The 22,111-nt window shown below is 72.2% G+C and carries 16 protein-coding genes and 1 riboswitch; of the genes, 3 read left to right on the top strand and 13 right to left on the bottom strand.

Annotated features, from left to right (window positions below; genetic code table 11):
* Positions 1–78 precede the first annotated feature (78 nt).
* Complete coding sequence (locus tag QOZ88_RS06925; protein WP_305999057.1) at positions 79–933, bottom strand: patatin-like phospholipase family protein; 855 nt, start codon at positions 931–933, stop codon at positions 79–81.
* A gap of 82 nt (positions 934–1,015) precedes the next feature.
* On the opposite strand from QOZ88_RS06925, the gene QOZ88_RS06930 reads away from it, so the two are divergent.
* Both QOZ88_RS06930 and QOZ88_RS06935 read left to right on the top strand, forming a co-directional pair.
* Positions 1,016–2,758: a class I adenylate-forming enzyme family protein gene (locus QOZ88_RS06930; RefSeq protein ID WP_305999058.1), complete on the top strand. Its 1,743-nt coding sequence runs from the start codon at positions 1,016–1,018 to the stop codon at positions 2,756–2,758.
* A gap of 74 nt (positions 2,759–2,832) precedes the next feature.
* Entirely contained in the window at positions 2,833–3,891 is a 1,059-nt protein-coding gene (locus QOZ88_RS06935) for a potassium channel family protein (RefSeq protein WP_305999059.1), read from the top strand.
* A 224-nt stretch (positions 3,892–4,115) separates the two neighbouring features.
* Here the strand turns inward: QOZ88_RS06935 and QOZ88_RS06940 are convergent, their stop codons facing one another.
* The 10 genes from QOZ88_RS06940 to QOZ88_RS06980 all read right to left on the bottom strand — a co-directional run bounded on the left by QOZ88_RS06940 (position 4,116) and on the right by QOZ88_RS06980 (position 14,522).
* Positions 4,116–5,630 (bottom strand): adenylate/guanylate cyclase domain-containing protein, encoded by a 1,515-nt coding sequence (locus tag QOZ88_RS06940; RefSeq protein ID WP_305999060.1) that lies wholly within the window; start codon positions 5,628–5,630, stop codon positions 4,116–4,118.
* 68 nt (positions 5,631–5,698) lie between these two features.
* On the bottom strand, positions 5,699–6,937 hold the full coding sequence (locus tag QOZ88_RS06945; protein WP_305999061.1) for an MFS transporter: 1,239 nt from the start codon (positions 6,935–6,937) through the stop codon (positions 5,699–5,701).
* A gap of 19 nt (positions 6,938–6,956) precedes the next feature.
* Positions 6,957–7,520 (bottom strand): TetR/AcrR family transcriptional regulator, encoded by a 564-nt coding sequence (locus tag QOZ88_RS06950; protein WP_305999062.1) that lies wholly within the window; start codon positions 7,518–7,520, stop codon positions 6,957–6,959.
* Positions 7,517–8,113, bottom strand: a complete 597-nt coding sequence (locus QOZ88_RS06955; RefSeq protein WP_305999063.1) for a sugar O-acetyltransferase — start codon at positions 8,111–8,113, stop codon at positions 7,517–7,519. Before QOZ88_RS06955 ends, QOZ88_RS06950 begins: the two co-directional genes overlap by 4 nt.
* Before the next feature lie 76 nt (positions 8,114–8,189).
* The gene (locus QOZ88_RS06960; RefSeq protein WP_305999064.1) at positions 8,190–9,005 is read right to left on the bottom strand and encodes a MetQ/NlpA family ABC transporter substrate-binding protein; all 816 of its coding nucleotides are present in this window, start codon (positions 9,003–9,005) and stop codon (positions 8,190–8,192) included.
* A 62-nt stretch (positions 9,006–9,067) separates the two neighbouring features.
* Positions 9,068–9,727 carry a methionine ABC transporter permease gene (locus tag QOZ88_RS06965; RefSeq protein WP_305999065.1) on the bottom strand — a complete coding sequence of 220 codons (660 nt, stop codon included), beginning with the start codon at positions 9,725–9,727 and terminating at the stop codon, positions 9,068–9,070.
* Positions 9,724–10,740, bottom strand: coding sequence for a methionine ABC transporter ATP-binding protein (locus tag QOZ88_RS06970; protein ID WP_305999066.1), 1,017 nt, complete (start codon positions 10,738–10,740; stop codon positions 9,724–9,726). Before QOZ88_RS06970 ends, QOZ88_RS06965 begins: the two co-directional genes overlap by 4 nt.
* Before the next feature lie 169 nt (positions 10,741–10,909).
* A complete protein-coding gene (locus tag QOZ88_RS23165; protein ID WP_374201310.1) occupies positions 10,910–10,984 on the bottom strand; it encodes a putative leader peptide in 75 nt (24 codons plus the stop codon).
* A 6-nt stretch (positions 10,985–10,990) separates the two neighbouring features.
* Positions 10,991–11,085, bottom strand: a riboswitch (SAM riboswitch).
* 492 nt (positions 11,086–11,577) lie between these two features.
* Positions 11,578–12,390, bottom strand: a complete 813-nt coding sequence (locus QOZ88_RS06975) for a DUF3800 domain-containing protein (RefSeq protein ID WP_305999067.1) — start codon at positions 12,388–12,390, stop codon at positions 11,578–11,580.
* Between the two features lie 197 nt (positions 12,391–12,587).
* Positions 12,588–14,522 (bottom strand): AAA family ATPase, encoded by a 1,935-nt coding sequence (locus QOZ88_RS06980; protein ID WP_305999068.1) that lies wholly within the window; start codon positions 14,520–14,522, stop codon positions 12,588–12,590.
* Positions 14,523–16,311: 1,789 nt separating this feature from the next.
* Here QOZ88_RS06980 and QOZ88_RS06985 point away from each other — a divergent pair.
* Positions 16,312–16,899: a hypothetical protein gene (locus QOZ88_RS06985; RefSeq protein ID WP_305999069.1), complete on the top strand. Its 588-nt coding sequence runs from the start codon at positions 16,312–16,314 to the stop codon at positions 16,897–16,899.
* Positions 16,900–16,942: 43 nt separating this feature from the next.
* Here QOZ88_RS06985 and QOZ88_RS06990 read toward each other — a convergent pair whose 3' ends face one another.
* Together QOZ88_RS06990 and QOZ88_RS06995 are read right to left on the bottom strand one after the other, a co-directional pair.
* The gene (locus QOZ88_RS06990; protein ID WP_305999070.1) at positions 16,943–20,692 is read right to left on the bottom strand and encodes a DEAD/DEAH box helicase; all 3,750 of its coding nucleotides are present in this window, start codon (positions 20,690–20,692) and stop codon (positions 16,943–16,945) included.
* 13 nt (positions 20,693–20,705) lie between these two features.
* Positions 20,706–22,097, bottom strand: coding sequence for an ATP-binding protein (locus QOZ88_RS06995; RefSeq protein ID WP_305999071.1), 1,392 nt, complete (start codon positions 22,095–22,097; stop codon positions 20,706–20,708).
* Positions 22,098–22,111: the final 14 nt, after the last annotated feature.

The raw sequence follows: 22,111 nt of genomic DNA on the forward strand, positions 1-22,111 counted from the left end.
CCAACGAGGCCAGGTGCCCGGGCCGCGTCGCCCGTCACAACTCCCGGTGACGACCTGGTGGCGCGCCCGTGCCGCCGGTCAGCCCGCCCAGGCCTCGCCCACGCGGGCCAGCACCGACGCCGCCTGGGCGCGCCCGGCCCGGGCCGCGGGCTCCCGGGCGGCGGGGTCCAGGACGTTGCGGCCGATCGCCGCGCGGGCGGCCTCGTCCGGGGCGACGACGGCGACGCGGGCCGAGACCATGCCGGTGACCTGGGCGTCGACGCTGGCCATCGGCCCGACCCCGCGCGGGATGGGCGCCAGGACGACCAGCCGGTCGTAGCCCTGGGCGAGGTCCGCGTTGGCCGCCGAGCGCATGCCGCCGTCGATGTAGCGGCGGCCGTCGATGGTGACCGGCGGGTAGACGCCGGGCACCGCGCAGCTCGCCGCGACGGCCTGCACCAGCGGGACGCCGGACTCCCGGCCGAAGGTGCGGAACTCACCCGTGGCGGCGTCCACCGCGGTGACGAGGAGCTCCCGCTCCGGCCACTCGCGGGACACCAGCCGCGAGCCGATCACGTCGAGCCGCTCCTGCTCGGTCGGCGTGGCGCCGGCCTTCTCCGCGGCGAGGGCGAGCGTGCCCACGCGACGGCGGAACTCGACGTCCCGACCGCGGCTGACGAGCATCGCCCAGGCGTAGCGGGCGAGGTTGCTGCGCGTCATCCGGGCGACCTTCGCCTGGGCCGGGGGCTCCAGCTGGCGGGCGTACAACTCCTCCAGCGGGGCGCCGCTGGTGAGCTGCGCGCCGACGACCGAGCCGGCCGACGTGCCGACGACGAGGTCGGCCCCGGTGAGGTCCACACCGGCCTCGGCCAGGCCGGCGAGCACGCCGATCTCCCAGGCGATGCCGGTGATGCCGCCTCCGCCGAGCACGAGGGCGGTCCGCTGGTCGCTCATGGGCGACATCCTCACAGACCCCTCGACAGGCGCTGTGAGCTGGGCCACCCTGTGGCTCAGCTCACCCGACGAGAGGAAACGAATGACCACCGTGCAGTCCGCCCCGGCACCCACGACGGCCAGCTGGCCGCCCGGGTTGCCCCGGTCCCTGGACTACCCGAGCGCGCCGGTGGGCTCCATCCTGCGGGCCGCCGTGCGCCGGTGGGGCGACCGGACGGCGTTCGTCGACCACGACGTGCCGCTCACCTTCACCGAGCTGGGCGCCCGCGCGCACGCGGTCGCCGGCTGGCTGGCCGACCACGGCATCGGGCGGGGCGACGTCGTCGCCGTCCACATCCCGAACTGCCGGCAGTACCCGCCGCTCTACTACGGGATCATGCTGGCGGGCGCCACCTTCTCCCCCACCAACCCGCTGCTGCCGGCCGCCGACCTCGCCGCCCAGCTGAACGACGCCGGCGCCAAGGCGCTCATCACCTGGGACCAGGTGCTGCCCTTCGTCCGGGGGGCGATCGCGCAGACCGGGGTCGAGACGGTCGTCGTCACCGGCGAGGCGCACACCCTCGACTTCGCCGCCCGCCTCGACGGCCTCGAGCCGACCGACGTCGACCTCGCCGACCTCCTGGCCGGTGACCCGGCCGACCGGCACCTGGACGCCGGCATCGACGTCGCCGCCGACCTGGCGCACCTGGCCTACACCGGCGGCACGACCGGCGTCAGCAAGGGCGTGGAGCTGCCGCACCGCCAGGTCGTCACCAACGTCCTGCAGTCGGGCTGCTGGACCTCCGGGGCCCTCCCCGCGCTCGACGAGGAGGGGGACGTGACGCTGCAGCAGGTGCTCGGCCCCGACGAGTGCCCGACCCGGCTCGGCGAGGCGCGGATCATCAACCTGACGCCGTGGTTCCACGCGATGGGCGCGATCGGCTACCTCAACGGCATGGTCATGGGCGGCACGATGACCGTCATCCACATGCGCTTCGACCCGGTGAAGTACGTCGAGGACATGGTCCGGTACGAGGTGACCTCGATCGGCGGCGCGCCCCCGGTCTTCGTGGCGCTGCTGCAGGTTCCCGGGTTCGCCGACGCCGACCTCTCGCGCGTCCGCGGCATCAGCAGCGGCGCCGCACCGCTGCCGGTCACGCTGATCGAGAAGATGCAGGCGCTCATGCCCAACGCCACGATCGGCGAGGGCTACGGGCTGACCGAGGTCACGATGATGGCCACCGGCAACCCGACCTTCCGCTCGGGCACCCGCAAGCCGGGCACCGTGGGGGTGCCGATCTTCGACACCGAGATCACCATCCGCCCGCTCGGCGGCGGCGACCCGCTGCCGGCGGGCGAGCGGGGCGAGGTCTGCATCCGCGGCCCCCAGGTGATGCGCGGCTACGCGCACCGTCCTGAGGCCACGGCCGAGTCGATCGACGCCGACGGCTGGTTCCACTCCGGCGACGTCGGCATCCTCGACGAGGACGGCTACCTCTCGATCGTCGACCGGACCAAGGACATGCTGCTCTACAAGGGCTACAACGTCTTCCCGCGCGAGCTGGAGGAGGTCCTCTTCGGCGTCCCGGGGGTCGCCGGTGCGGCGGTGGTCGGCCGGCCCGACGAGGAGGCCGGCGAGCTGCCGGTGGCCTACGTGGTGCGCAAGGACGACGCGGACGGCGCCGCGCTGACCGTCGAGTCCGTCATGGCCGCGGTCAACGGCAAGGTGACCCCCTACAAGCGGCTGCGCGACGTCCGGTTCATCGACGCGATCCCGGTCTCGGCGGCCGGCAAGGTGCTCAAGCGGGAGCTCGCCGCCCGCGAGCGCGAGGCCGTCGAGGGCTGAGCCGGCGCGTGCCGCCGTACCCGTTCGGGTGCGGCGGCACGCGGCCGGGCGCCGCACTCACTATCGTCCGCGGCGTGGAGGAGCAGCGGAACGGGCTGGAGACCGAGCACACCGGTGTCCGGATCGCGCACGTCGAGCAGACGCCGGTCCGCCAGGTGTGGCGCCGCGTCGTCATCGCCTTCGTCGTCCTCTTCGTCGTCGTGGTCGTGGTCTACCTGGACCGCGACGGCTACGCCGACAGCCGCGGCGACGAGATCTCGTTCCTCGACGCCGCCTACTACGCGACGGTCAGCCTCTCCACCACCGGCTACGGCGACATCACGCCGGTCACCCCCGGGGCGCGCCTGGTCAACGTCCTGCTGATCACGCCGCTGCGGATCATGTTCCTGATCGTCCTCATCGGAACGACCCTCGAGGCGCTGACGGCGCGCTCGCGCGAGGAGTTCCGCATCCACCGCTGGAGGTCCCGCGTGCGCCAGCACGTCATCGTGTGCGGCTACGGCACCAAGGGCCGCAGCGCCATCCGCTCGCTGCAGGCCAGCGGCACCCCGCTGGAGAAGATCGTCGTGGTCGACCCCGAGCCGCGCGCCATCGACGAGGCGAACGCCATGGGCCTCACCGGCATCGTCGGCGACGCCGGCCGCACCGAGGTGCTGCGCCGGGCCGCCGTCGAGCGCGCCCGGTCGGTCATCGTCGCGGCCAACCGGGACGACGCCTCGGTGCTGATCACCCTCACCGTGCGGCAGCTCAACCCGAGCGTCCCCATCACCACCAGCGTCCGCGAGGAGGAGAACGCGAACCTCCTGCGGCAGTCCGGTGCGGACACCGTCATCACCACGTCGGCGACGTCCGGCCGGCTGCTGGGTCTCTCCACCGACAGCCCGCGGGTGGTCGCCGTCGTCGAGGACCTCGTGACCGGCGGCCAGGGCCTGGACCTGCACCAGCGGACGGCGACCGCCGACGAGGTCGGGCTCGGCCCGCGCCAGCTGCGCGACATCGTGCTGTCGGTGACCCGCGGCGGGCGCACGCTGCGCTTCGACGACCCGCTGATCGGCACCCTGCAGCCCGAGGACGTGCTCGTCGTCGTGAAGGCGCACGAGCCCGGCAAGGCGATGCAGCTGCCGACGCAGTGAATCTTGTCGTCCTCCGGACGACACCGCGGCCACGTGCCGTTCCCCTGCTGCGACGAGCGCGTCCGTCGCGCCTGCGCGACCCCCTCCGGGGGCCACTCGGCACGACCGTGCACATCGTCGTCCTCCGGATCGCACCGCGGCCAACGGCCGTCCCCCTGCTGCGACGAGCGCGTCCGTCGTCCCTGCGCGGACCCCTCCGGGGCCCACTCGGGACGACCCTGCAGTCAGCGCACCCGCACCCAGGTCTGCGTCGGCTCGTCCCGTCCTCTCAGACGCACCTCCCGGTCGGCCTGCCAGTGCACCTGCTCCCCCGGTGCCGCCGTCAGCACCGTCGGCTCGCTGGCCACCGCCCGGCCCGGGTGCTCCTTGGCCAGGTCGGTGAGCCGCGCCGCCTCGTTCACCGGGTCGCCGATCACCGTGTACTCCAGCCGGCTGGCCGCCCCCACCTGACCGGCCCACACCCGGCCGCACGCGACGCCCACCCCCACGTCGACCTCCCCGGCGGTGGCGACGGCGTCGCAGATGCGCCGGGCCGCCCGCAGCGCGGCCCCGGCCGGGTCGGGGTGGTCGGCCGGAGCGCCGAAGACGCAGAGGGCGGCGTCGCCCTCGAACTTGTTCACCAGCCCGCCCTCGTCCTCGATGGCGTCGACGACGACCCCGAAGAACCGGTTGAGCAGGCCGACCATCTCCTCCGGCCCCGTGCGGCGCACCAGCGCGGTGGAGCCGGCGACGTCCACGAACAGCGCCGCGACGGTCCGCTCCTCCCCGCCCAGCGAGACACCGGTCGTCAGCGCCCGCTGGGCCACCGTCGTCCCGACGTGCCGGCCGAACAGGTCGCGCAACCGCTCCCGCTCGGCCAGGCCGGCGGCCATGGAGTTGACGCCCTCCTGCAGCAGGCCGATCTCCCCGGCGTCGTCCACCATGACGTCGACGGCGTAGTCGCCGGCGCCGACCTGTTGCACGGCCCGGCGCAGGTCGCGCAGCGGTTGCCCGACGGCGCGGGCGGTGAGCACGGTGGCCAGCGCGCCGACCAGCAGCGCGACCACCACGAGGAAGACGACGGCGGCGCGCCCGGGGCCGTCGGGGTTGCTCGGGTCCAGGTACAGCAGGACGACGCCGACCATCGGCACCCCGCTGGTGAGCCCCCAGGTGAGCAGCAGGCGGATGCGGACCCCGAGGGTGAGCGCGCCCGCGGGCGGGTGGGCGGCCAGCGCGCGGGCGGTGACGGCGCGGGCCGCCCGGGCGACCAGCAGGTAGGTGACGCCGGCGGTGACCACACCGCCGAGCAGCACGGCGACGGCGACGCGGGCGCCGACCAGCGCGTCGGGGAAGGTGAGCGCCGCGACCGCCCCCATCAGGACCGCGCCCAGCAGCCAGACGACGGCGGCGACCAGGGCGGTGTCCAGCGGGAGCCGCAGCGCCTGCCGCGCCTCCTCGACCGTGGGCCCGCGGCCGGCCATGAGCCAGCGGTTCGTGGCCCGCTGGCGCCCCAGCCCGGCGAGCACGGCCAGCGGCAGGGCGACGGCGAGGTAGGCCGCGGCCGCCCACAGCACCTCGGCGCGGCCGGTGCTGCCCCGGTCGCCCTCGACCCCGAGGAGCAGCACCACCACCGTGCCGACGCCGACCAGGTTGGCCGCGATGACCAGGCCCACGATGACCGGGACGGCCAGCCGGCCGCTCGGCGCCCACCCGGCCATGCCGGTCAGCCGGCGGCGCACGTCCTCGCCCGCGGTGGTCACGTCCGGCTCAACGAGCACGGCCCGCGCACGGCACGGGCGGGCACCCGATCGAGGTCACCGGACCATGATCACCGAGCGGACCCGCCGCCGTCCGGCCGGTTCCCCGCCGGGGTGGGAGCGGCGGCGGGACGACCCGGCAGGGCACGCCCGAGCACCAGCGCGCCGATGCCGGCGAGGACGACCCCGAGCAGCGCGACCCGCAGGCTGAAGGCGTCGGCCACGACCCCGATCAGCGGTGGGGAGAGCAGGAAGCCGATCCGCAGCAGCCAGTTGATCACCATCAGACCCTGGCCGTGCGGCAGGCCGGGGAGCTCGTCGGCGGCGTGGTAGACGGCCGGGATCAGGGTGGCGACGCCGAGACCGGCCAGCGCGAACCCGACCAGCGTGCTGGGCACCGAGGGCCAGGCGAGCGCGACGCCGAGGCCGACCGCGGCGAGCGCACCTCCGGCCCGCGCGACCCGCCGCTCGCCGAACCGGTCGACCACGCGGTCGCCGGTCAGCCGGCCGACGGTCATCGCCGCCGACAGCGCGACGAAGCCCAGCCCGGCGACGGCCGCGCCCGCCTCGAGTTCGGTGCGCAGGTAGAGCGCGCTCCAGGACGCGCCGACGTCCTCGATCAGCGCGCCGCAGGCGGCGAGCAGGCCGAGCACCGCCAGGGCCGGGACCGCGGCCCGCCGTCGCGGGCGTTCCTGCGGCGCCTCCTCGGCGACCGGCTCGGGCTCGTCGGAACCGGGCAGCACGCCACGGGAGACGACCAGTGCGACAGCGCCGAAGACCACGGCCGAGGCGCCGAGGTGCACGGGCAGCGGGATGCCCAGCCCGGCCGCCGCGGAACCGAGCAGCCCACCGGTGACCGCGCCGATGCTCCAGACGCCGTGCAGCGAGTTGATGATCGAGCGGCCGTAGAGCCGCTGCACGCGGAGGCCGTGCGCGTTCTGGGCGACGTCGACGACGGCGTCGAGGGCGCCGACCACCAGGAAGGCGGCGGCCAGGCCCAGCCAGTTCGGCGCCACGGAGACCGTCCACACGACCGCGCCGAGCAGCGCCAGGCCGTAGGAGGCGACCCGGCCGGAGCCGAACCGGCGGTTGAGCGCCGCCGACGACAGCCCGGCCAGCAGGGCGCCCAGCGGCACCGCGGCGAGCGCGGCGCCCAGCGCGGTGCTGCTCAGCTCGAGCTCGGCCTTGACCGCCGGCAGCCGGGGCACCAGCCCGGCGTAGAAGACGGCGTTGAGGAAGAAGCAGGCGGCGACGGCGCGGCGGGCGCGACGCAGCCGCGGGGGCTCGACGGACGCGGGTGCGAAGGACATGGCGGGCTCCAGCTCCCGGTCAGCCGGCGAACCGGAGCAGCGCGGCACGGATCTGCGCGGCGTCCATCGGGTCGGTGGACAGCGCGCTGTGCAGGACAAGCCCCTCGACGAGGGCGTCGACCTCGCGGGCGGTGACCGGGTCGAGGTGGCGCTCCAGGCTGCGCCGGCTCCGCGACATCCAGTCCTGGGTGACCGCGCGCAGCTCGGCGTCCCGGGCGGCGGCGACGTACAGCTCGACGGCGAGCACGAGGTCGCGCTGCGAGCCCAGCAGGTCGCCGGTGAGGTGCTCGACCAGCGCCTCGAGCGCCGCCGCGCGGTCCGGGGCGGCCGCCATGCGCGCGTCGAACCGCGCGGCGACATCGTCCACGTGCCGGGTGAAGGCGGCGGCGAGCAGCTCGGTGAGCGAGCCGAAGTGGTACGTCAGCGACCCGAGGGGCACGTCGGCGGCGCGGGCGATCGCCCGGTGCGTGGCCGCCGCGACCCCCTGCGCGGCGATGACGTCGAGCGTGGTGTCGACCAGCCGGTCGCGCCGCCCGGGGTCGTGCCGGCGGGGACGGCGGACCGTCGTCGGGTCGGCGCTCACCGGGCGGGGTCGTCCAGCCGGCGGACGACGCGCGCCGGGTTGCCGACCGCCACCACGTCGGCCGGCAGGTCGCGGGTGACCACCGCGCCGGCGCCGACGACGGTGTTCGCGCCGATGGTGACGCCGGGCAGCACGATCGCCCCGCCGCCGAGCCAGACGTTGTCGCCGATGGTGATCGGCTCGGCCGCCTCCCACTTGTCCCGACGGGGGCCCGGCTCCACCGGGTGGGTGGGCGTGAGCAGCTGGACGTTCGGGCCGATCTGCACGTCGTCCCCGATGGTGATGGGGGCGACGTCGAGGGCGACCAGGCCGAAGTTGGCGAAGCAGCGGGCGCCGATGCGGATGTTGCTGCCGTAGTCGACGCGCAGGGGCGGCCGGATCTCCGTCCCCTCCCCCACGGCGCCGAGCAGCTCCGCCAGCAGTTGCCGGCGCAGCGGGCCCTGGCGCACCGACGTCGCGTTGTAGGCGTCGGCCAGGTCGAGGGCCCGGGCGCTCTCCTCGGCGATCTCGGGGTCGTCGGCGATGTAGAGGTCGCCGGCGAGCATCCGCTCGCGCATCGTCCGGGAGTCGCCCGCACCGGGCCGGGAGCTCATAGGAACGAGCGTACACATACGCCCGGTGTGCCGGTGCGCGGGGCGGGACGCCCGTGCGGGTGCCCCGCCCCGGCGGTCAGAACGCGGCGAGGACTGCGCCCTCGTAGTTCTCCTCGATGAACTGGCGCACCTCGTCCGAGTGCAGCAGCCCCTCCAGTTCCTGGATGCGCTCGTCCCCCTCGTCGCCGGTGCGCACCACCAGGAGGTTGGCGTTGGGGTTGCCCGCCCCCTCCTCCAGCGCCAGCGCGTCCTCGGCCGGGACGAGGTCGGCCTCGATGGCGTAGTTGCCGTTGATGACCGCGATGTCCACGTCGGCCAGGGACCGGGGCACCTGCGCGGCCTCGACCTCGGAGATCTCGAGGTTCTTCGGGTTGCCCTCGATGTCCAGCGAGGTCGGCGCGGCGTCGCCGGTGTCGGCGAGGGTGATCAGGCCGTTGGCCTCCAGCAGCCGCAGCGCCCGCGCGGCGTTGGTCGGGTCGTTCGGGATGGCCGCCGTCGCGCCGTCGGGCAGGTCGGCGAGGTCGGTCAGGGTGCTCGAGTAGATGCCCAGCGGCTCGATGTGCACCGGGTCGAGCGCCTCGAAGTCGTAGCCGGCACTGGCCTCCTGCTCCTCCAGGTACGGGATGGTCTGGAAGTAGTTGGCGTCGAGTGAGCCGTCGTCCAGGGCCACGTTGGGCTGCACGTAGTCGGTGAACTCGACGATCTCCAGATCCAGGCCGGCGTCCTCGGCGAGGTTCTCGTCGATGTAGCGCAGGATCTCCGCGTGCGGGACCGGGGAGGCGCCCACCCGCAGCGGCTCGTCGGCCGCCGAGAGCTCGGCCTCGCCGCCGCAGGCGGCGACCAGGGCCGTCATCGCCGACGCGGCCAGCAGGGCGGGGAAGCGGGTGCGCATGGTGGTGTTTCTCCTCTGTGGCGGGGTGGGACGGCGGCCGGGCGGACGCCGTGGAGGTCGGATCAGGCGTGCGCGAGCGAGCGCGCCCAGCGGTCCCCGGCCCACTGGAGGGCCTGGACGATGACGAGAAGGAGGACGACGGTCGCGAGGGTGATGTCGGTGCGGAACTGCTGGTAGCCGAAGCGGATGGCGAAGTCGCCCAGCCCGCCGCCGCCGACCGCACCGGCCATGGCCGAGTAGCTGATCAGCGCGACGACGGTGACCGTGACGCCGGCGACCAGCGACGGCCGGGCCTCCGGCAGCAGCACCGTGCGCACGACGTCGCGACGGCGGGCGCCCATCGACAGCGCCGCCTCCACCTTGCCGGCGGCGACCTCGCGCAGGCTGCTCTCCACCAGCCGGGCGAGGAACGGGACGGCGCCGATGGTCAGCGGCACGATCGCCGCGGTGGAGCCGATCGTCGTCCCGACGATGCCGCGGGTGACCGGGGCGACGAGGACCAGCAGGATGATGAACGGCAGCGCGCGGCCGAGGTTCACGACCAGGCCGGCGAGCCGGTGCAGCAACGGCCGCGGGGCCAGCCCGCCCGGCGCGGTGACGGTCAGCAGCACGCCCAGCGGGACGCCCAGGAGCACGGTGACCAGGGCCGCGACCCCGACCATGTAGAGGGTCTCCCAGGTGGCGTCCAGCAGCTGGGGCCAGATGCGGTTCCAGTCGCTCACCGGGCCACCTCGGCGGTCGCGGCCACGCGCTCGACCAGGATGCCGCCGGCCCGCAACCGGTGCACGGCGTCGTCCAGCCCGGCAACCCCTCCGGTGACCCGCAGGAGCAGCCGGCCGTAGCGGCCACCGGCGACGGTCTCCACCGACCCGCCGGCGATCTCGACGGCCAGGCCCAGCTCGCCGATCAGCGTCTGGAGGACGAGGGTCTCCGGCGTCCGATCGGCGACGGTCACCCGCAGCAGGGCGCCATCGTGCGCGGCACCGGCGTCCGCCACCGGCGCCGGGAGCAGGGCGTCGCCCAGCGGCGAACCCGGCCGGGTCAGGACGTCGGCCAGCCGGCCGCCGTCGACGACCCGCCCCCGGTCCAGCAGCACGGCGCTGTCGCACACGGCCTTGACGACGGACATCTCGTGCGTGATCAGGAGGACCGTGAGGCCGAGCTCGTCCCGCACCCGGCGCAGCAGCTCCAGGACGCCCGTCGTGCTGGCCTGGTCCAGCGCGGAGGTGGCCTCGTCGCAGAGCAGCACCGTCGGCCGGACGGCGAGCGCGCGGGCGATGGCCACGCGCTGCTTCTGGCCACCGGAGAGCTGGGCGGGGCGGGCGCCGGCGCGGTCGCCGAGCCCCACGAGGTCCAGCAGCTCTCCGGCCCGCCGTCTGCGCTCGGCCCGGCCCACGCCGGAGAGCTCCAGCGGGTGCTCCACGTTCCCCGCGGCGGTGCGCGAGTCGAGCAGCTCGAAGTGCTGGAAGACCATGCCGATGGAGCGCCGCGCCTGCCGGACCTGCTCGTCCGGCAGCTCGGTCAGCAGCTGCCCGTCGACGGTCACCGAACCCGACGTGGGCCGCTCCAGCAGGTTGACCAGGCGCACCAGCGTGCTCTTGCCCGAGCCGCTGGGGCCGACGACGCCGGCGAACTCGCCGCGGTCCACCGCCAGGCTGACGCCGTCGACGGCGACGACCTCGCCGGCCTGCCCGCGGGCAGGGAAGACCTTGCGGACGTCCTTCAGTTCGATCACGGGGTGCGGTCCTCGGGGTTGAGCGGGCACGGGCGCGCGGCGACGCCGCCGGGGTTCCCGGCCGAGGGCGTGGTCGCCCGCGGTGCGCGGTGGCTGGGGTGCGCGCCCGCCGTCCGGTGGGGCGGGCGTCGCCAGGAGGCGGGAGGCGGGAGGCGGGAGGCGGGAGGCCTCAGCGGCACATGGCTGTGCCGGTCCGGCACAGGTCGACGTGCCGGCGGGCCCACGAGAGCAGCTCGTACCGCATGGTGTTCCTCCATCGGTCCTGGCAGTAGCACCCGCGCCCGCCGATGCGGGGGGTTGCTGCGACGTCGACGAGCCAGGTCTCTCAGCCGCTCCGGATGGTTGCGGGAGCGAGTCTACGGAGGAGGTCGGGGCCTTTCTCGTCCGCGACCTGCGACGTCACTCACACAGCACACCCGAGCGCGACACCACCACCACGCCGAGCGGCGGCGGGACGGGCGCTGCCCCGGGCGGACCCGGTGGGGCGCCGCCGAGCCGGCCCTCCTGACCGACGGGCGCGCTGCACGCGGGCCCCGGACGCACGAAGGGCCCGGTCTGCCGACCGGGCCCTTCGTGGTGGAGCGGGGTGGGATCTTGGCGAAAAGAGAAATCGCAGGTCAGCATGTCGAATGCGGCATGCGCCACTCGGCTTGCACACGAAATGCCCGAAGTTTGCACACGGCGCTGCCTGGTCGTGGGTTGCCGTCGCCGCTGGCGGCGACTGGACCGTGCGACGCGGTGTTGACCCCTTCTACCGGCCCATCCGGGAGGGGCTCTCCCCAACGCTTACGGTGAGCGCGGGCTAACGACCGGATCGGCGAGTCGCCCTGAACGTGGTCAGCTGGTGCGACTGGTGCAGGGCGGACACGGACACGCCCCGAACTTCGGGGTCACATGGATGACGCCGCTCATTTCATCTCGGTCGTTCGTGTCCACCAGCGGCCACAGCGCCGTCGAGTACGCGTCGTCGGTCGTCGGCTGGTAATGCCGCCACAGCGCGTAGGCAACGAGGTCGGCCGCCTGGATGACCCGGCTGGCTCGGCTGTCGGTGAACACCGGCACCTGGATCAGAGCATCCAAGCGGGCACCGCTGCGCTGCCACACGGCGGCCTGGTCCTGAATCCTGCGCTCGTGCTCGGTCCGGCGGTCATGCAGAACCAACCCGCGCTGCTCAACCGACGCCGCCTTGTTGATGCGACGAAGCATCTCGTCGAACCGGTGGAGCACGTGGTCGTAGGCCTTCGCCTCGGCAGCCTTGACGGGCCCGTACCGCTTGTGGCTGCGGTCGATCACCGCCCCCAGGAGTCGCAGCGGGTAAGCCGGGTCGGCGGGCTCGAAGTTGGCCAGTGCCGCGTAGACGTCCCCCAGGACGGCGAGGCGGACCGATGCGTCGACGGTGAGCCACTCGCTCGGCCGCGTCGCCCGATAGCCGGCCCGCGCAGGCCTGCCGCGTGTCGGCGTCTTCAGGTCCTTCGCATGCACCTCGTGCGTGTGCGGATTGAGTCCGAGCGGCCCGAGGTGCTTGGCCACCACGGCGTGCAACGCCCGCTCCAAGGGCCGGACGTCGGCCTCATGAACGGCGAGTCCGGCCAGAAGGAGGACCGGTGCCTCGTTGTGCGTCCCAGACTCGTCCAGGGCGAGCAAGTACACGCCGGGCCATCCTCCTGTCAGCGGCGGAGGCGCCCACCCAGCTGGGAGGGCGCCTCCACTTCCGGCCAGCTGGCCGGCTCCCCGGGCCGGTTCCCGCGTGCGCAGTCCCGGCTCCGGGTGACGGTTCCCGCATGCGCAGTCCGTCAGAAGCGACAGTAGCGGTCCCCGACGACGATTTCGGGGCGGGGCCTCCGCCGTCAACCCTTCACGGTGAGGTCGGTCACCGCCTCGACGATCCGATCCAGCGTCTCGGAGCGCTTCGTGGCGCCGTACAGCTCGAGCATGGCGGTCCGGACCATGTGTCCGTTCTTCTCCGTCGACTCCGGCAGACCCATCGCTCGCGCGGTCCGCGTGTAAGCCTCGCGCACGACCTGGGCGCCAACCTCGTCGTTCAGCACGGCGCGCAGCGTGGGCTTCGCCGCGGCCCACCGGGGCTGGACGGTTGTCAACGGCCGTTCCTCGTCCGGACCGCCGGCCAACTCCGCGAGCATCCCGTTGAGCCGCAAGGCTCCAGGGTCGCTCGCTTGGCCAGCCGGCTTCTCGTCGGTGTCGAACACCACGTACTCCGGCACACCCAGCGCGCGGACGACCTCGGCCGCCAGGAGCAGGTTGGACTTGCCTTGCACAGCGACGAGGGCGATTCCGGCGGCGGCGAGATCCACGCCGACGGCCGTCGCGGCGCCGTCGATCAGCCCCAGGTCCTCGTCCCCTTCCACGAGCACCACCGCCTCGGCGAATAGCCCCTCCGACAGCCTGGACCCGAGTAGGGCGGGCAACTGGGCCGCGACGCGCTCGGCGGTCCAGCGCTGCCCGCTTCCCTGCCGGGCAGCCTCGAGCCGCTCAGCGATCGTCGTGAGGGATGCGGTGAACGCCCGGGTGCAAGCCGCCGGCCCCGCCTCGCCGCCTGTCGGGCAGAGCCGCAGCAGTCGCGCGGAAGGGACGTCGTCGACCGACACGAAGTACGGACTGTGGGTGGTGTACACGACTTGGGTGGACCGGACGGGGTCTCGCGCAAGATCTGCAAGGACACGGGCGACGTACCGGGCGCGGACTGGATGCTGGTAGACCTCGGGTTCCTCGATCACCAGCAGAAGCCCGGGTTGGTCCGTGCTGTTTTGCCCGCGCCGGGCGTCGAGGAGGGCGCGCAGAAGGGAGAAGACATACGCGCGCTGCACTCCGTGCCCCTGCCGCCCGATGTCGGCTTCGTGGCCCGACTCGACGATGCGGGCGCGGACCTGGGGCGGCGCCAGGGCCGGAACTCGCGGCTGCCAGGCCAGGGTCACCTGGGTGCCCGGTGCGAAGGCGTTGATCTGCTCGGTGATGCTGGCGGACAGCTCCTGAAGGCGGGGTGCCGCGCGCTCGGCGAGGATCTGCTCGTACGCCCGCGCGGTTCGCTCGGAGAGCCCGGCGAGATCGCCATCGAGGTCGAGACCGGAGCGGACGGTGATCTCGACGAGCCGGCCGAGGGTACTGCCCTTGCCGTCGGAGGCGTCATCGGCGGCGTCGCGCATCGCCGGGAGGACGAGCAGCTCCAGCATCCTGCTGAGGTCCCAGTCGCCGCCGCCGCCGAAGCGCAACGTGGAGTCCGGCGCCATCTGGGTCGCGGCCTCCGGATGCTCCCGTTCGAACGCGTCCAGCGCCTCCAGGGCTGCCTGCTTGTTGCTGTACGGGGGCAGCCCGTCACCCACCTCCGCGCGCGCTTCGCCGTACAGCTCCTTCAGCCTCGCGGCCGGCGCGCCGGACGCCACAGCCGCACGCACCCCGGCGATGGCCGGCACCTGAGCGCGGTCGCAGGACCAGCGCACCACCGCACGGCTATCCGGACCCAGCACGCGGGACCGGGTGACCGTGAGAGTGCCGTCCGGGGACAGCCACGGCCGCAGCCGCTCCGTCCACTCCCCCGGCAGGTCGGTCAGGACGCCGGTGACGGACACCTCCGGATCGGCGATCCCGTCACTGACGTCGTCGTCATCGAGGTCCACCTCGCCGAAGAGGAACTGCAACGCGCGCACAGTGCTCGACTTGCCCGCACCGTTAGCGCCAATGAGCGCGGTCAAGGGTTCGAACGACAACTCGAGCCCATCCAGACACCTCAGCCCTCGAACCGAGATCGCTGCCAGTCGAGCTGCCACACGCGTCCCTTCCTAGACGTCGAGCCGAGGATGCCACGGCGCACCGACAGAAACGGCACCGTGAGCGGTTGCGGACGGCCGGAGTGACCGGCCCGCTGCCGGATGCGCAGCAGCCACGCCCGGGTGCCCTCGCCCGAGGAGTCAGTCGCATAGCGGAGTGAAGGCAGCACCGTCTGCGACCATTCGACGGTGGCATCGACGCAGACAGGCCTCTATTTGGACGCAGAGGCGCAACTGACCGTCCTCCCGCCCGGCGACCTCCAGCGCGGATTCGGCTTCGCCGTCTGGCGTGACGCGGCGCCGGCGCTCCGCCGCTTCATCCTGGCCCACACACACGACCTGAGCCGCATCATCCCCGCACCCGAGGACGCGGATTGCGCAGCGATGATCCCGGTGCTGCTGGCGCTCGTCCCCCGGCCCGACAACGACTACGACAGCCGGGCCATTGCCGTCACCGCACCACCTAGCCACGGAGGCGACGTCCTCGACCGCCACCTCGGCTACCTCTACGAGAAATGGCTCCATCGCATGGGTCCATTCATCCAAGACCTCACCACGTACTCCCCCGTCCCGGTCGGCTGCCACGGCTACGTCGAGCTGCACGAGCTCCATGACTGGGACAACGCGGATGAGCCGTGGACACCGTCCACGGACTGTCCCCTCAGCCCGCCCGAGGAGGAAGCGCTCGGCTACCGCGTCGGGACCGTCCGGCTCCGCTGGGCCTGGAGCGACGACCTCAAGCCGGTGATCTCCGAGTACATCGACGACAAGATCAGGCAGGAGTATGCGGGCGGCCCCGCAGCCGACGCAGGACGTGGTCGCGCGGAGGCCGAGCTACGTCAGGCTCATCTCGCTCGTCGCGACTCTCGGCTGGGGGACGCGCGAGCCACCCACACCGCTGCGAGCAACGCCCGTAGCGAGGCACGGGCGGCTCGGGACGCGGCAGCAGCCGAGCAAGACAGGATTTGGGCCACCTGGCGTCGGGAACCGCATGGGCGTCGTGGCATCTCTGCGGTCAGCCGCATCAGTTCCAGCGCCCGCCGTGTCCTCATCCTTGACGACCAGGGCACCGAACTCGGTCAGTGGCACCTGCCGCACGGTCCCCTAACCCTCGTCGACGAGCGCCTCCGCGCAGACGCACAAGAGGCCCTTGAGGCACACGGGATCACCAGCCACCCCAGCCCGGATCTCGATGACCTGGAGGACTTTTCGAACGCCACCGTCACGATCCGCGGGTCCAGGTGGTCGGTGCGCAGCGTCCAGGACGGTCTCTCACCCGACCAGCTGCCTGAGATCGGCCGCTACGACCAGGACACAGAGGTCGTCACGGTCTACGCCAGACCCCACCGAGAGTCCGTCCAGACGCTGCTACGGCGCCACGGCGTCGAGGCCGACAGCGTCTGGGTGGTCGATCCTCCGGTTGAGCCCGGCAACAAACACGCCGCTGGTCGGGAGATCCGTCTCGAGCCGATCCAGCCGCGGCTTCGCAACCGGGTCCGCAGCCACTTGCCCACCGAGCACGCCGAAGTACTTCCGGTGCAGTGGGGCAAGGGGCCCGTCAGGGACCGCTCCACGCACAAGGAGCTGCGCGGCAACCCCCTACTACCTGCGCGAACTCGGAACACTGCTCGGTGCCACCGCCGACGAACTGCGGTCCGGGCGCTGCCGACTCTGCTACGACAACGCGCTCGCCGGCCCGAACGGCCTGGCCTACTGCTTCGCTTGCGTCCGATGGGCCCAGGGGCGCCTGCTTCGCGACACCGGCACCGACGGGCCGTGGACCGGCTCAGTGGTCTGGGCGCTGCGCCGCCTGGTCGAGATCGAGTTCTCCGGCCCTCCGTCGGTGGCGCAGCTCAATCGCTTGCACATCAGCGACCCGGACACCGCCGACGCAGCCATGCTCTGCCGCTTCCTCATCCCCCGCCCCGCTCTGGCAACTGAACGCGCCCGCACCTACAAGACGGCGCGCACCTGGGCCCAATGGCTCCACCTGGCCGGACTCCTCGAGGAAGGCCTTCGCACCTCCCGGGGCACGATCACCGTCGCCACCGACGGGCACCCCTGCCGGTCCATGCTCGAGCGGCACATCGACGACTTCCTGCACCACCGAGGCATCGCGCACGACATCGAGCCGGCCTATCCGCGGCACGCTGACCTCAACACCACCGGCCTTCGCGCCGACTGGCTCCTTTACGACGGCACCTACGTCGAGGCGCTTGGCATGCCCGACGAGCCCGCCTACGCCGCCAAGGTCGCCCGGAAGCGCGAGTTGGCCCAACACACCGGTATCCGGCTGATCACCCTCACGGCGGAGGACCTCACCCGGCTCCCCGAGATCTTCGCTTTCTGGCTGCCGGCCGCCGAACCGACGAGGTGACAAGCCGACAGCTAGACGTGCCCTTGCCCCGCCACGGCCGGGATCACGATCGGCCGATCGCGTGCCAGAAGTTGGTCTCGGTCATGATCCGGGTTCCATACGAGCGCGCCTTCTCTGCCTTCCCTGACAGGGACTCAGCGTCGGCGGCGACGAGCACGTCGAGCGCCTTCGTGACGCGTTCGTGCACGACCAGACCTGCTGCTCGCGCGAGGCCGTGTGCCTGGTCGCGGGTGATGGGCTGTCCCTGGATGCGCGTCTGGAGTGCGCCGGTGAAGCACACGCCGAGCCCGCGGAGATCCTCGCTTCGACTTTGGCTCGGGGTTCGGGTCCGTGCCGCATGGAGGGCGGCAGCGATCTCGCCGACTCCGAATCCGAGTGCAGCCGCCACGTCCGCGAGGTCCTCGGCCTCCAGGTCGGTGACCACACCGTCTCCTAGCGCCGTCAGGGCCAGCGCCTCCAGGTAGTTCATGTGGGCGCGGTGCACGTCCGAGCGTGAGAGCCCCCATGCTTGGGCTGTGTCGGCAAGGGTCTGTACCTCCGCTGAGTCCAAGCGCCGGTCCTCCAGCGCGCGGGACAGCACATCGAGGTAGGCCGCGGTATCGGCTGGCTTCGTCGCGCCCCCCACGTTGTGTGCGGGAAGGTGCCGGATCAGCGTGACGAGTGGTGAGGCCTCCGGCCGGGATCGCGACGAGCGGGGTCGCACCGGGCCGCCGATCGGCCACACGGACCAGCTCGGCGGCTCAGGCCACGCGTCGGGCACACAGCCGAGGTCGGTCAGTGTGCCCCCGCCGGCGCGCCGCAGGTAGACGCCCAGCAGTTCGGCTGTCGCCGTCGCGTCCCCCAAGGCCGTGTGCTCGCCCGGGTGGGTGAGCGACTCTGCCGCCAGGCAGTCGGCCAGCCGGCCACCGCCGAACGCTCCCAACCGATACGACAGCGCGAGCGTGCAAAGCGCCGGCCAGGTGGGGGGCGCCGCCCCCAGACGCGTGAACTCCGATGACACGAACCCGAGATCGAAGCGGGCGTTGTGGGCAACCACGACGGCCCCGTCGAGCCTGTTGGCGACATCCCCTGCCACATCCAGGAACCTGGGCGCATCGAGAACATCGGCCCCGCGGATCCCGTGCACGTGCGTCGGGCCGAGGTCGCGCTGCGGATTCAGCAGCGTCGACCAGGAGTCCTCAATGGTGCCGTCCGGTGTGGTTCGGACGATCGCGATCTCCACGATCCGGTCATGAAGCCGCGGGGAGAAGCCCGTCGTCTCCACATCCACCACGGCGAAGGGGGTGGTGCCGAGCTCCGGGCGGCCGTGCGGTCGGCGGCCTGCTCCAGCGGCCGACGTCGTCGGGGCCAGGCGGGGCGCCTCCGCCGCGGCGGGTCGGGCGGATACGTCGTGCGCCGACACGTTGGCGGCCGGCATCGACGATGGCACCGCTGCTGGGGTGCTGCGTGCGTCGTCCGGCCGATCGGCGGCGACGTCTCGAGCCTCTTGCAGTAGCTGGCGTGCGGCCTCCCAGGCGCCTTCGACATCGAGGCTCCGTGCGGCGAAGCCCTCGTTGAGCAGCTCCTCACTGAGCTGCTCGTCGTACTTCTCGACGATCTTGTTGTCGACCCTGGCAGCTAGCAAGGCTGGCTCGGGGGCGCCCTGCTCGACCAGCTCGGCGAGGCGGCTCAAAGCCTGGTCTCGCGTGCAGTTGCTCATAGTCAGGCAGACGCCGTCTTGGGCCACGTCGATGCCGGCAGCGGTCAGGGCCACCGCGAGCGTCGAGCAGACGCGATCTCCGCGCCACGGGAAGATCAACGTGTCCGCGCCGATGGTCAGCAAAGGGTCTGCCCCGAGCCCGTATCGGGCGAAGTTGTTGCGGCCCTCGGTGAGCAACTGGACCGCCGTCGCGTCCAGGTAGGTCGGCACATCGACACTCAGATACACACGCCGCATCTCTTGGCGGATCCGGTCAGCCACCGCGGCGCCGGCGCCGGCGAACGTCGGTGGCCGTCCTCCAGACGACCGGATCAGTTCGATGACCTTCTCGTGCGAGTCGACCGCCAGCACCTTCCAGCGTCGTCCGCCGAAAATGAGCAGGGACCCGGGCATCAGCGGATAGTCGACCGGCAAGGTCCCGAGCGTGCGACCGCTGGCGATGAGGCGGTACTCCTCACCGGTGCGAAAAGCCGCGTAGAACGAGTAGTGATTGACCAAGCGCTCGCCGGCTTGCCCGTGCAGCAGCAGCCCGTCAGAAGCCTGCATGAGCAGGTCAACGCGCTCATCTGCAAGTGCACGCAACAGTCGCTTGAACGTGTCCCGGGCAACGGCGGCGAAAGGGCCGGTCTCGCACAGCACCCGGTATGCCTCCACCGGTGTGACCCCACCGTGCTGAGCGATCAACGACAGCAGCTGCTGAACGAGCGTGGACAGGTGGAGTCCGCCCGAGTTCGGCGCCTCGTTCCAGCGACCGAGCAGCAGGTTGACCATTGCGACGCTCTGGACGAGTTCGGTGCGCAACGCGTCAGACGGCGGTGTCTGCGGGCTTACCTGCGGCTCGGTGACGTACAGCCGCATCGTCGCGCCGCCACCGCGACGGCCCGACCGGCCCAGCCGCTGCCGCATGCTCGCCACCGACTGGGGTGCGCCTAGTTGGGCGATGGAGGTGACCGACCCGATGTCGATCCCCATCTCCAGTGTGGACGTGCAGATCGCACTGACGGGAGTGCCTCGGTCCTTCAGCCGGGATTCGGCGAACTCGCGCAGTTCCTTGGAGAGGCTTCCGTGGTGCGGAATGAACTCGTTCGGGACGTGTTCGCGCTTGGATCGTCGCTGCAGCAGGTCCGCGTAGATCTCCACGTCGCGTCGCGAGTTGGCGAAGACGAGGTTGTCGGTCCCGCGCAGTGTCCGGTACAGGTGATCGGCGATCGCCAGCTGATGCCCCTCGGTCACCTCCTCGGCTTCCACGTCGCGTCCGCTGGCCTCCGCGTGCTCCGCCTGGCGCGCCGAGAGCTGCGGCGGCAGCGCCTCGTAGCCGCGCAGCTGCAGTTTCAGTTCCTGGGTGTCGTCGACTGAGGTGATCACGGTGACGCGTGGCCCAGCGCCGGGTCGCAGGTACGCCGCGGCACCGTCCATGTCGCCGAGCGTCGCCGACAGCCCGATCCTGGGCACGCGCCGGCGCACGGCCAGCTCGACCCGGTGCAGGAGCGACTGGAGCTGCATACCTCGTTCGGTTCCGAGGAAGGAGTGCATCTCGTCGATGACGACGTAGCGCAGTCCGCCCAGGATCCTCGCGACCTTGGGGCCGTGAACGACGAGGAGCGCCTCCAGGGATTCCGGTGTGATGAGCAGGATCCCGTCGGGATCACTGAGCACCTTGGCCTTGCGTGAGCCGGGAACGTCTCCGTGCCAGCGATGGACCGGCATGTCCAAGTGCTCACAAAGGGCGTCGAGCCGGCCGTACTGGTCGTTGATGAGCGCCTTGAGGGGGCTCACGTACAGCGCCTGCACTCCGGATGCCGCACGCTGCTGCTCAGAGCACGCGTCCCTCTGCCCACGCACGTCCGCCGCGCTTTCTCGCGCGACCAACAGGCTCGAGCTGATGGGGAGAAACGCCGCTTCGGTCTTCCCGGCGGCCGTCGCCGCGGAGATGATCACGTCCCGGTCGCCGGCGAGGATCGGTCGGACGGCGCGTTCCTGCGCGTCGCGCAGCTCGGTCCAGTTCTGCTCCCAGATCCATCGTTGGATGCGCGGGTGCAGCTCAACGAAGGCCGACGACTGATGGCCTGCGGCCTCACCCGCTGTGCCAGTCATGCGCAGCGGCCCATCACAGCCTGAAGGTCGCGAGATCGTCGTCCTCCAGTGACGACGCGGACGCGGAGTTCGACCCCACCCCCGGCTCGGTTCGGTCGGCCGAACCGTCAGTGGCGTACGGGCGCGCGGAGCCGTCTTCCTCGGCCAGTGGCGCAAGATCGGGATTGGATTCGGCCACCAGGTTCACCGTGCCGACCAGCGGCGCCCAGTCAGTTCCCGGGTTCTGCTCAAGTACGGCGAGCAGGTTCACGAACTCCTTGATGGTGGTTCGCGGTGTCCGAAAGTACGCGTCCCCGATGCGGCTGGAGCAGTGGGTCATGAAGGCCGTCAGGGCGTCGTCGGGAACCAGATAGGCGTTCGCATCGCCGCCGGCGAACACATGTCGCAGGCGGGTCAGGAGCAGGTAGAAGTCCTCGGGCGTCAGGTTCGCCAGGCGCAGGACGGGGCCGGAGTAGTCCACGAGGCCACCTGTGGCGTAGGTGTTCTCGGCCAGGCGCGACTGCAGCGCCGCGTACGAGTACAGGCCACGCCGGGTATCGAGCAAGAAGTCCGGGGTGCCGCCCAGGATGAACCCAAGGTGGGCGGCGGTTCCCTGCAGGCTGTCGTTCAGGATGCGCAGGATCTGCTCGTAGTTGGCGTTGCGCGCCTGTGTGTTTGCCAGCTTGTACAGGTTGACCATCTCGTCGAGGCACACCAGCAGACCGCCGAAACCGGCCATGACGACGAACCTGGCCAAGAGCTTGAGCTGGTCGTAGAAGTTGGCGTCATCGACGATGGTGCGCACGCCGAGCGCCGCCCGGGCGTCGGTTCGGGTGCTGAACTCGCCGCGCAGCCAGCGCACCGCGTCGCTCTTGAGCTGCTCGTTCCCAGTGTCGTGCCCGCGCCAGTACGCGCCGATGACCTCGGCGAAGTCGTACCCGCCGGTCAGCTCCGACAGTGATGCCAGCCGGGTGCGGATGACGGCGTCCGGGGTCGTCCCGGTTTCCCGCGCCTCGGTGAGCGCGGCGGTGATGAACCGCTCGACGATGCTCCCCATGGCCCCACCGTCGGGCTTCGCGCGGGTGGCGATGTTGCGCATCAGTTCCGCGTACAGGGAGCGGGCCTGACCGCCGGTTGCGTGCAGCCGTCGGTCAGGTGACAGGTCGGCGTGCACCGTGACGAGCTTGCGTTCCATCGCGATCGACCGGACCAGGTTCAGGAAGAACGTCTTGCCAGAGCCGTACTCGCCGATGGCCAGGCGAAAGGCGGAGCCGCCGTCGGCGATCCGATGGACGTCGCTCAGCAGGGCCTTGACCTCCTCGGCTCGGCCGACCTGTACGTGCTGCTGACCGACACGGGGGACGACACCGGCCCGCAGAGCCTGCAAGATCGCGTCACGCTCGCGCGGCCGGATCGTCGTGCCCACGGAACTGGCGGGGG

Source organism: Blastococcus carthaginiensis, assembly GCF_030731085.1.
Lineage (GTDB): Bacteria > Actinomycetota > Actinomycetes > Mycobacteriales > Geodermatophilaceae > Blastococcus > Blastococcus carthaginiensis.

Bases quoted from the DNA above. Each gene is read 5' to 3' on its own strand.
- QOZ88_RS06925 (WP_305999057.1), bottom strand. From the start codon at position 933: ATGAGCGACCAGCGGACCGCCCTCGTGCTCGGCGGAGGCGGCATCACC.
- QOZ88_RS06930 (WP_305999058.1), top strand. From the start codon at position 1,016: ATGACCACCGTGCAGTCCGCCCCGGCACCCACGACGGCCAGCTGGCCG.
- QOZ88_RS06945 (WP_305999061.1), bottom strand. From the start codon at position 6,937: ATGTCCTTCGCACCCGCGTCCGTCGAGCCCCCGCGGCTGCGTCGCGCC.
- QOZ88_RS06955 (WP_305999063.1), bottom strand. From the start codon at position 8,113: ATGAGCTCCCGGCCCGGTGCGGGCGACTCCCGGACGATGCGCGAGCGG.
- QOZ88_RS06960 (WP_305999064.1), bottom strand. From the start codon at position 9,005: ATGCGCACCCGCTTCCCCGCCCTGCTGGCCGCGTCGGCGATGACGGCC.
- QOZ88_RS06990 (WP_305999070.1), bottom strand. From the start codon at position 20,692: ATGACTGGCACAGCGGGTGAGGCCGCAGGCCATCAGTCGTCGGCCTTC.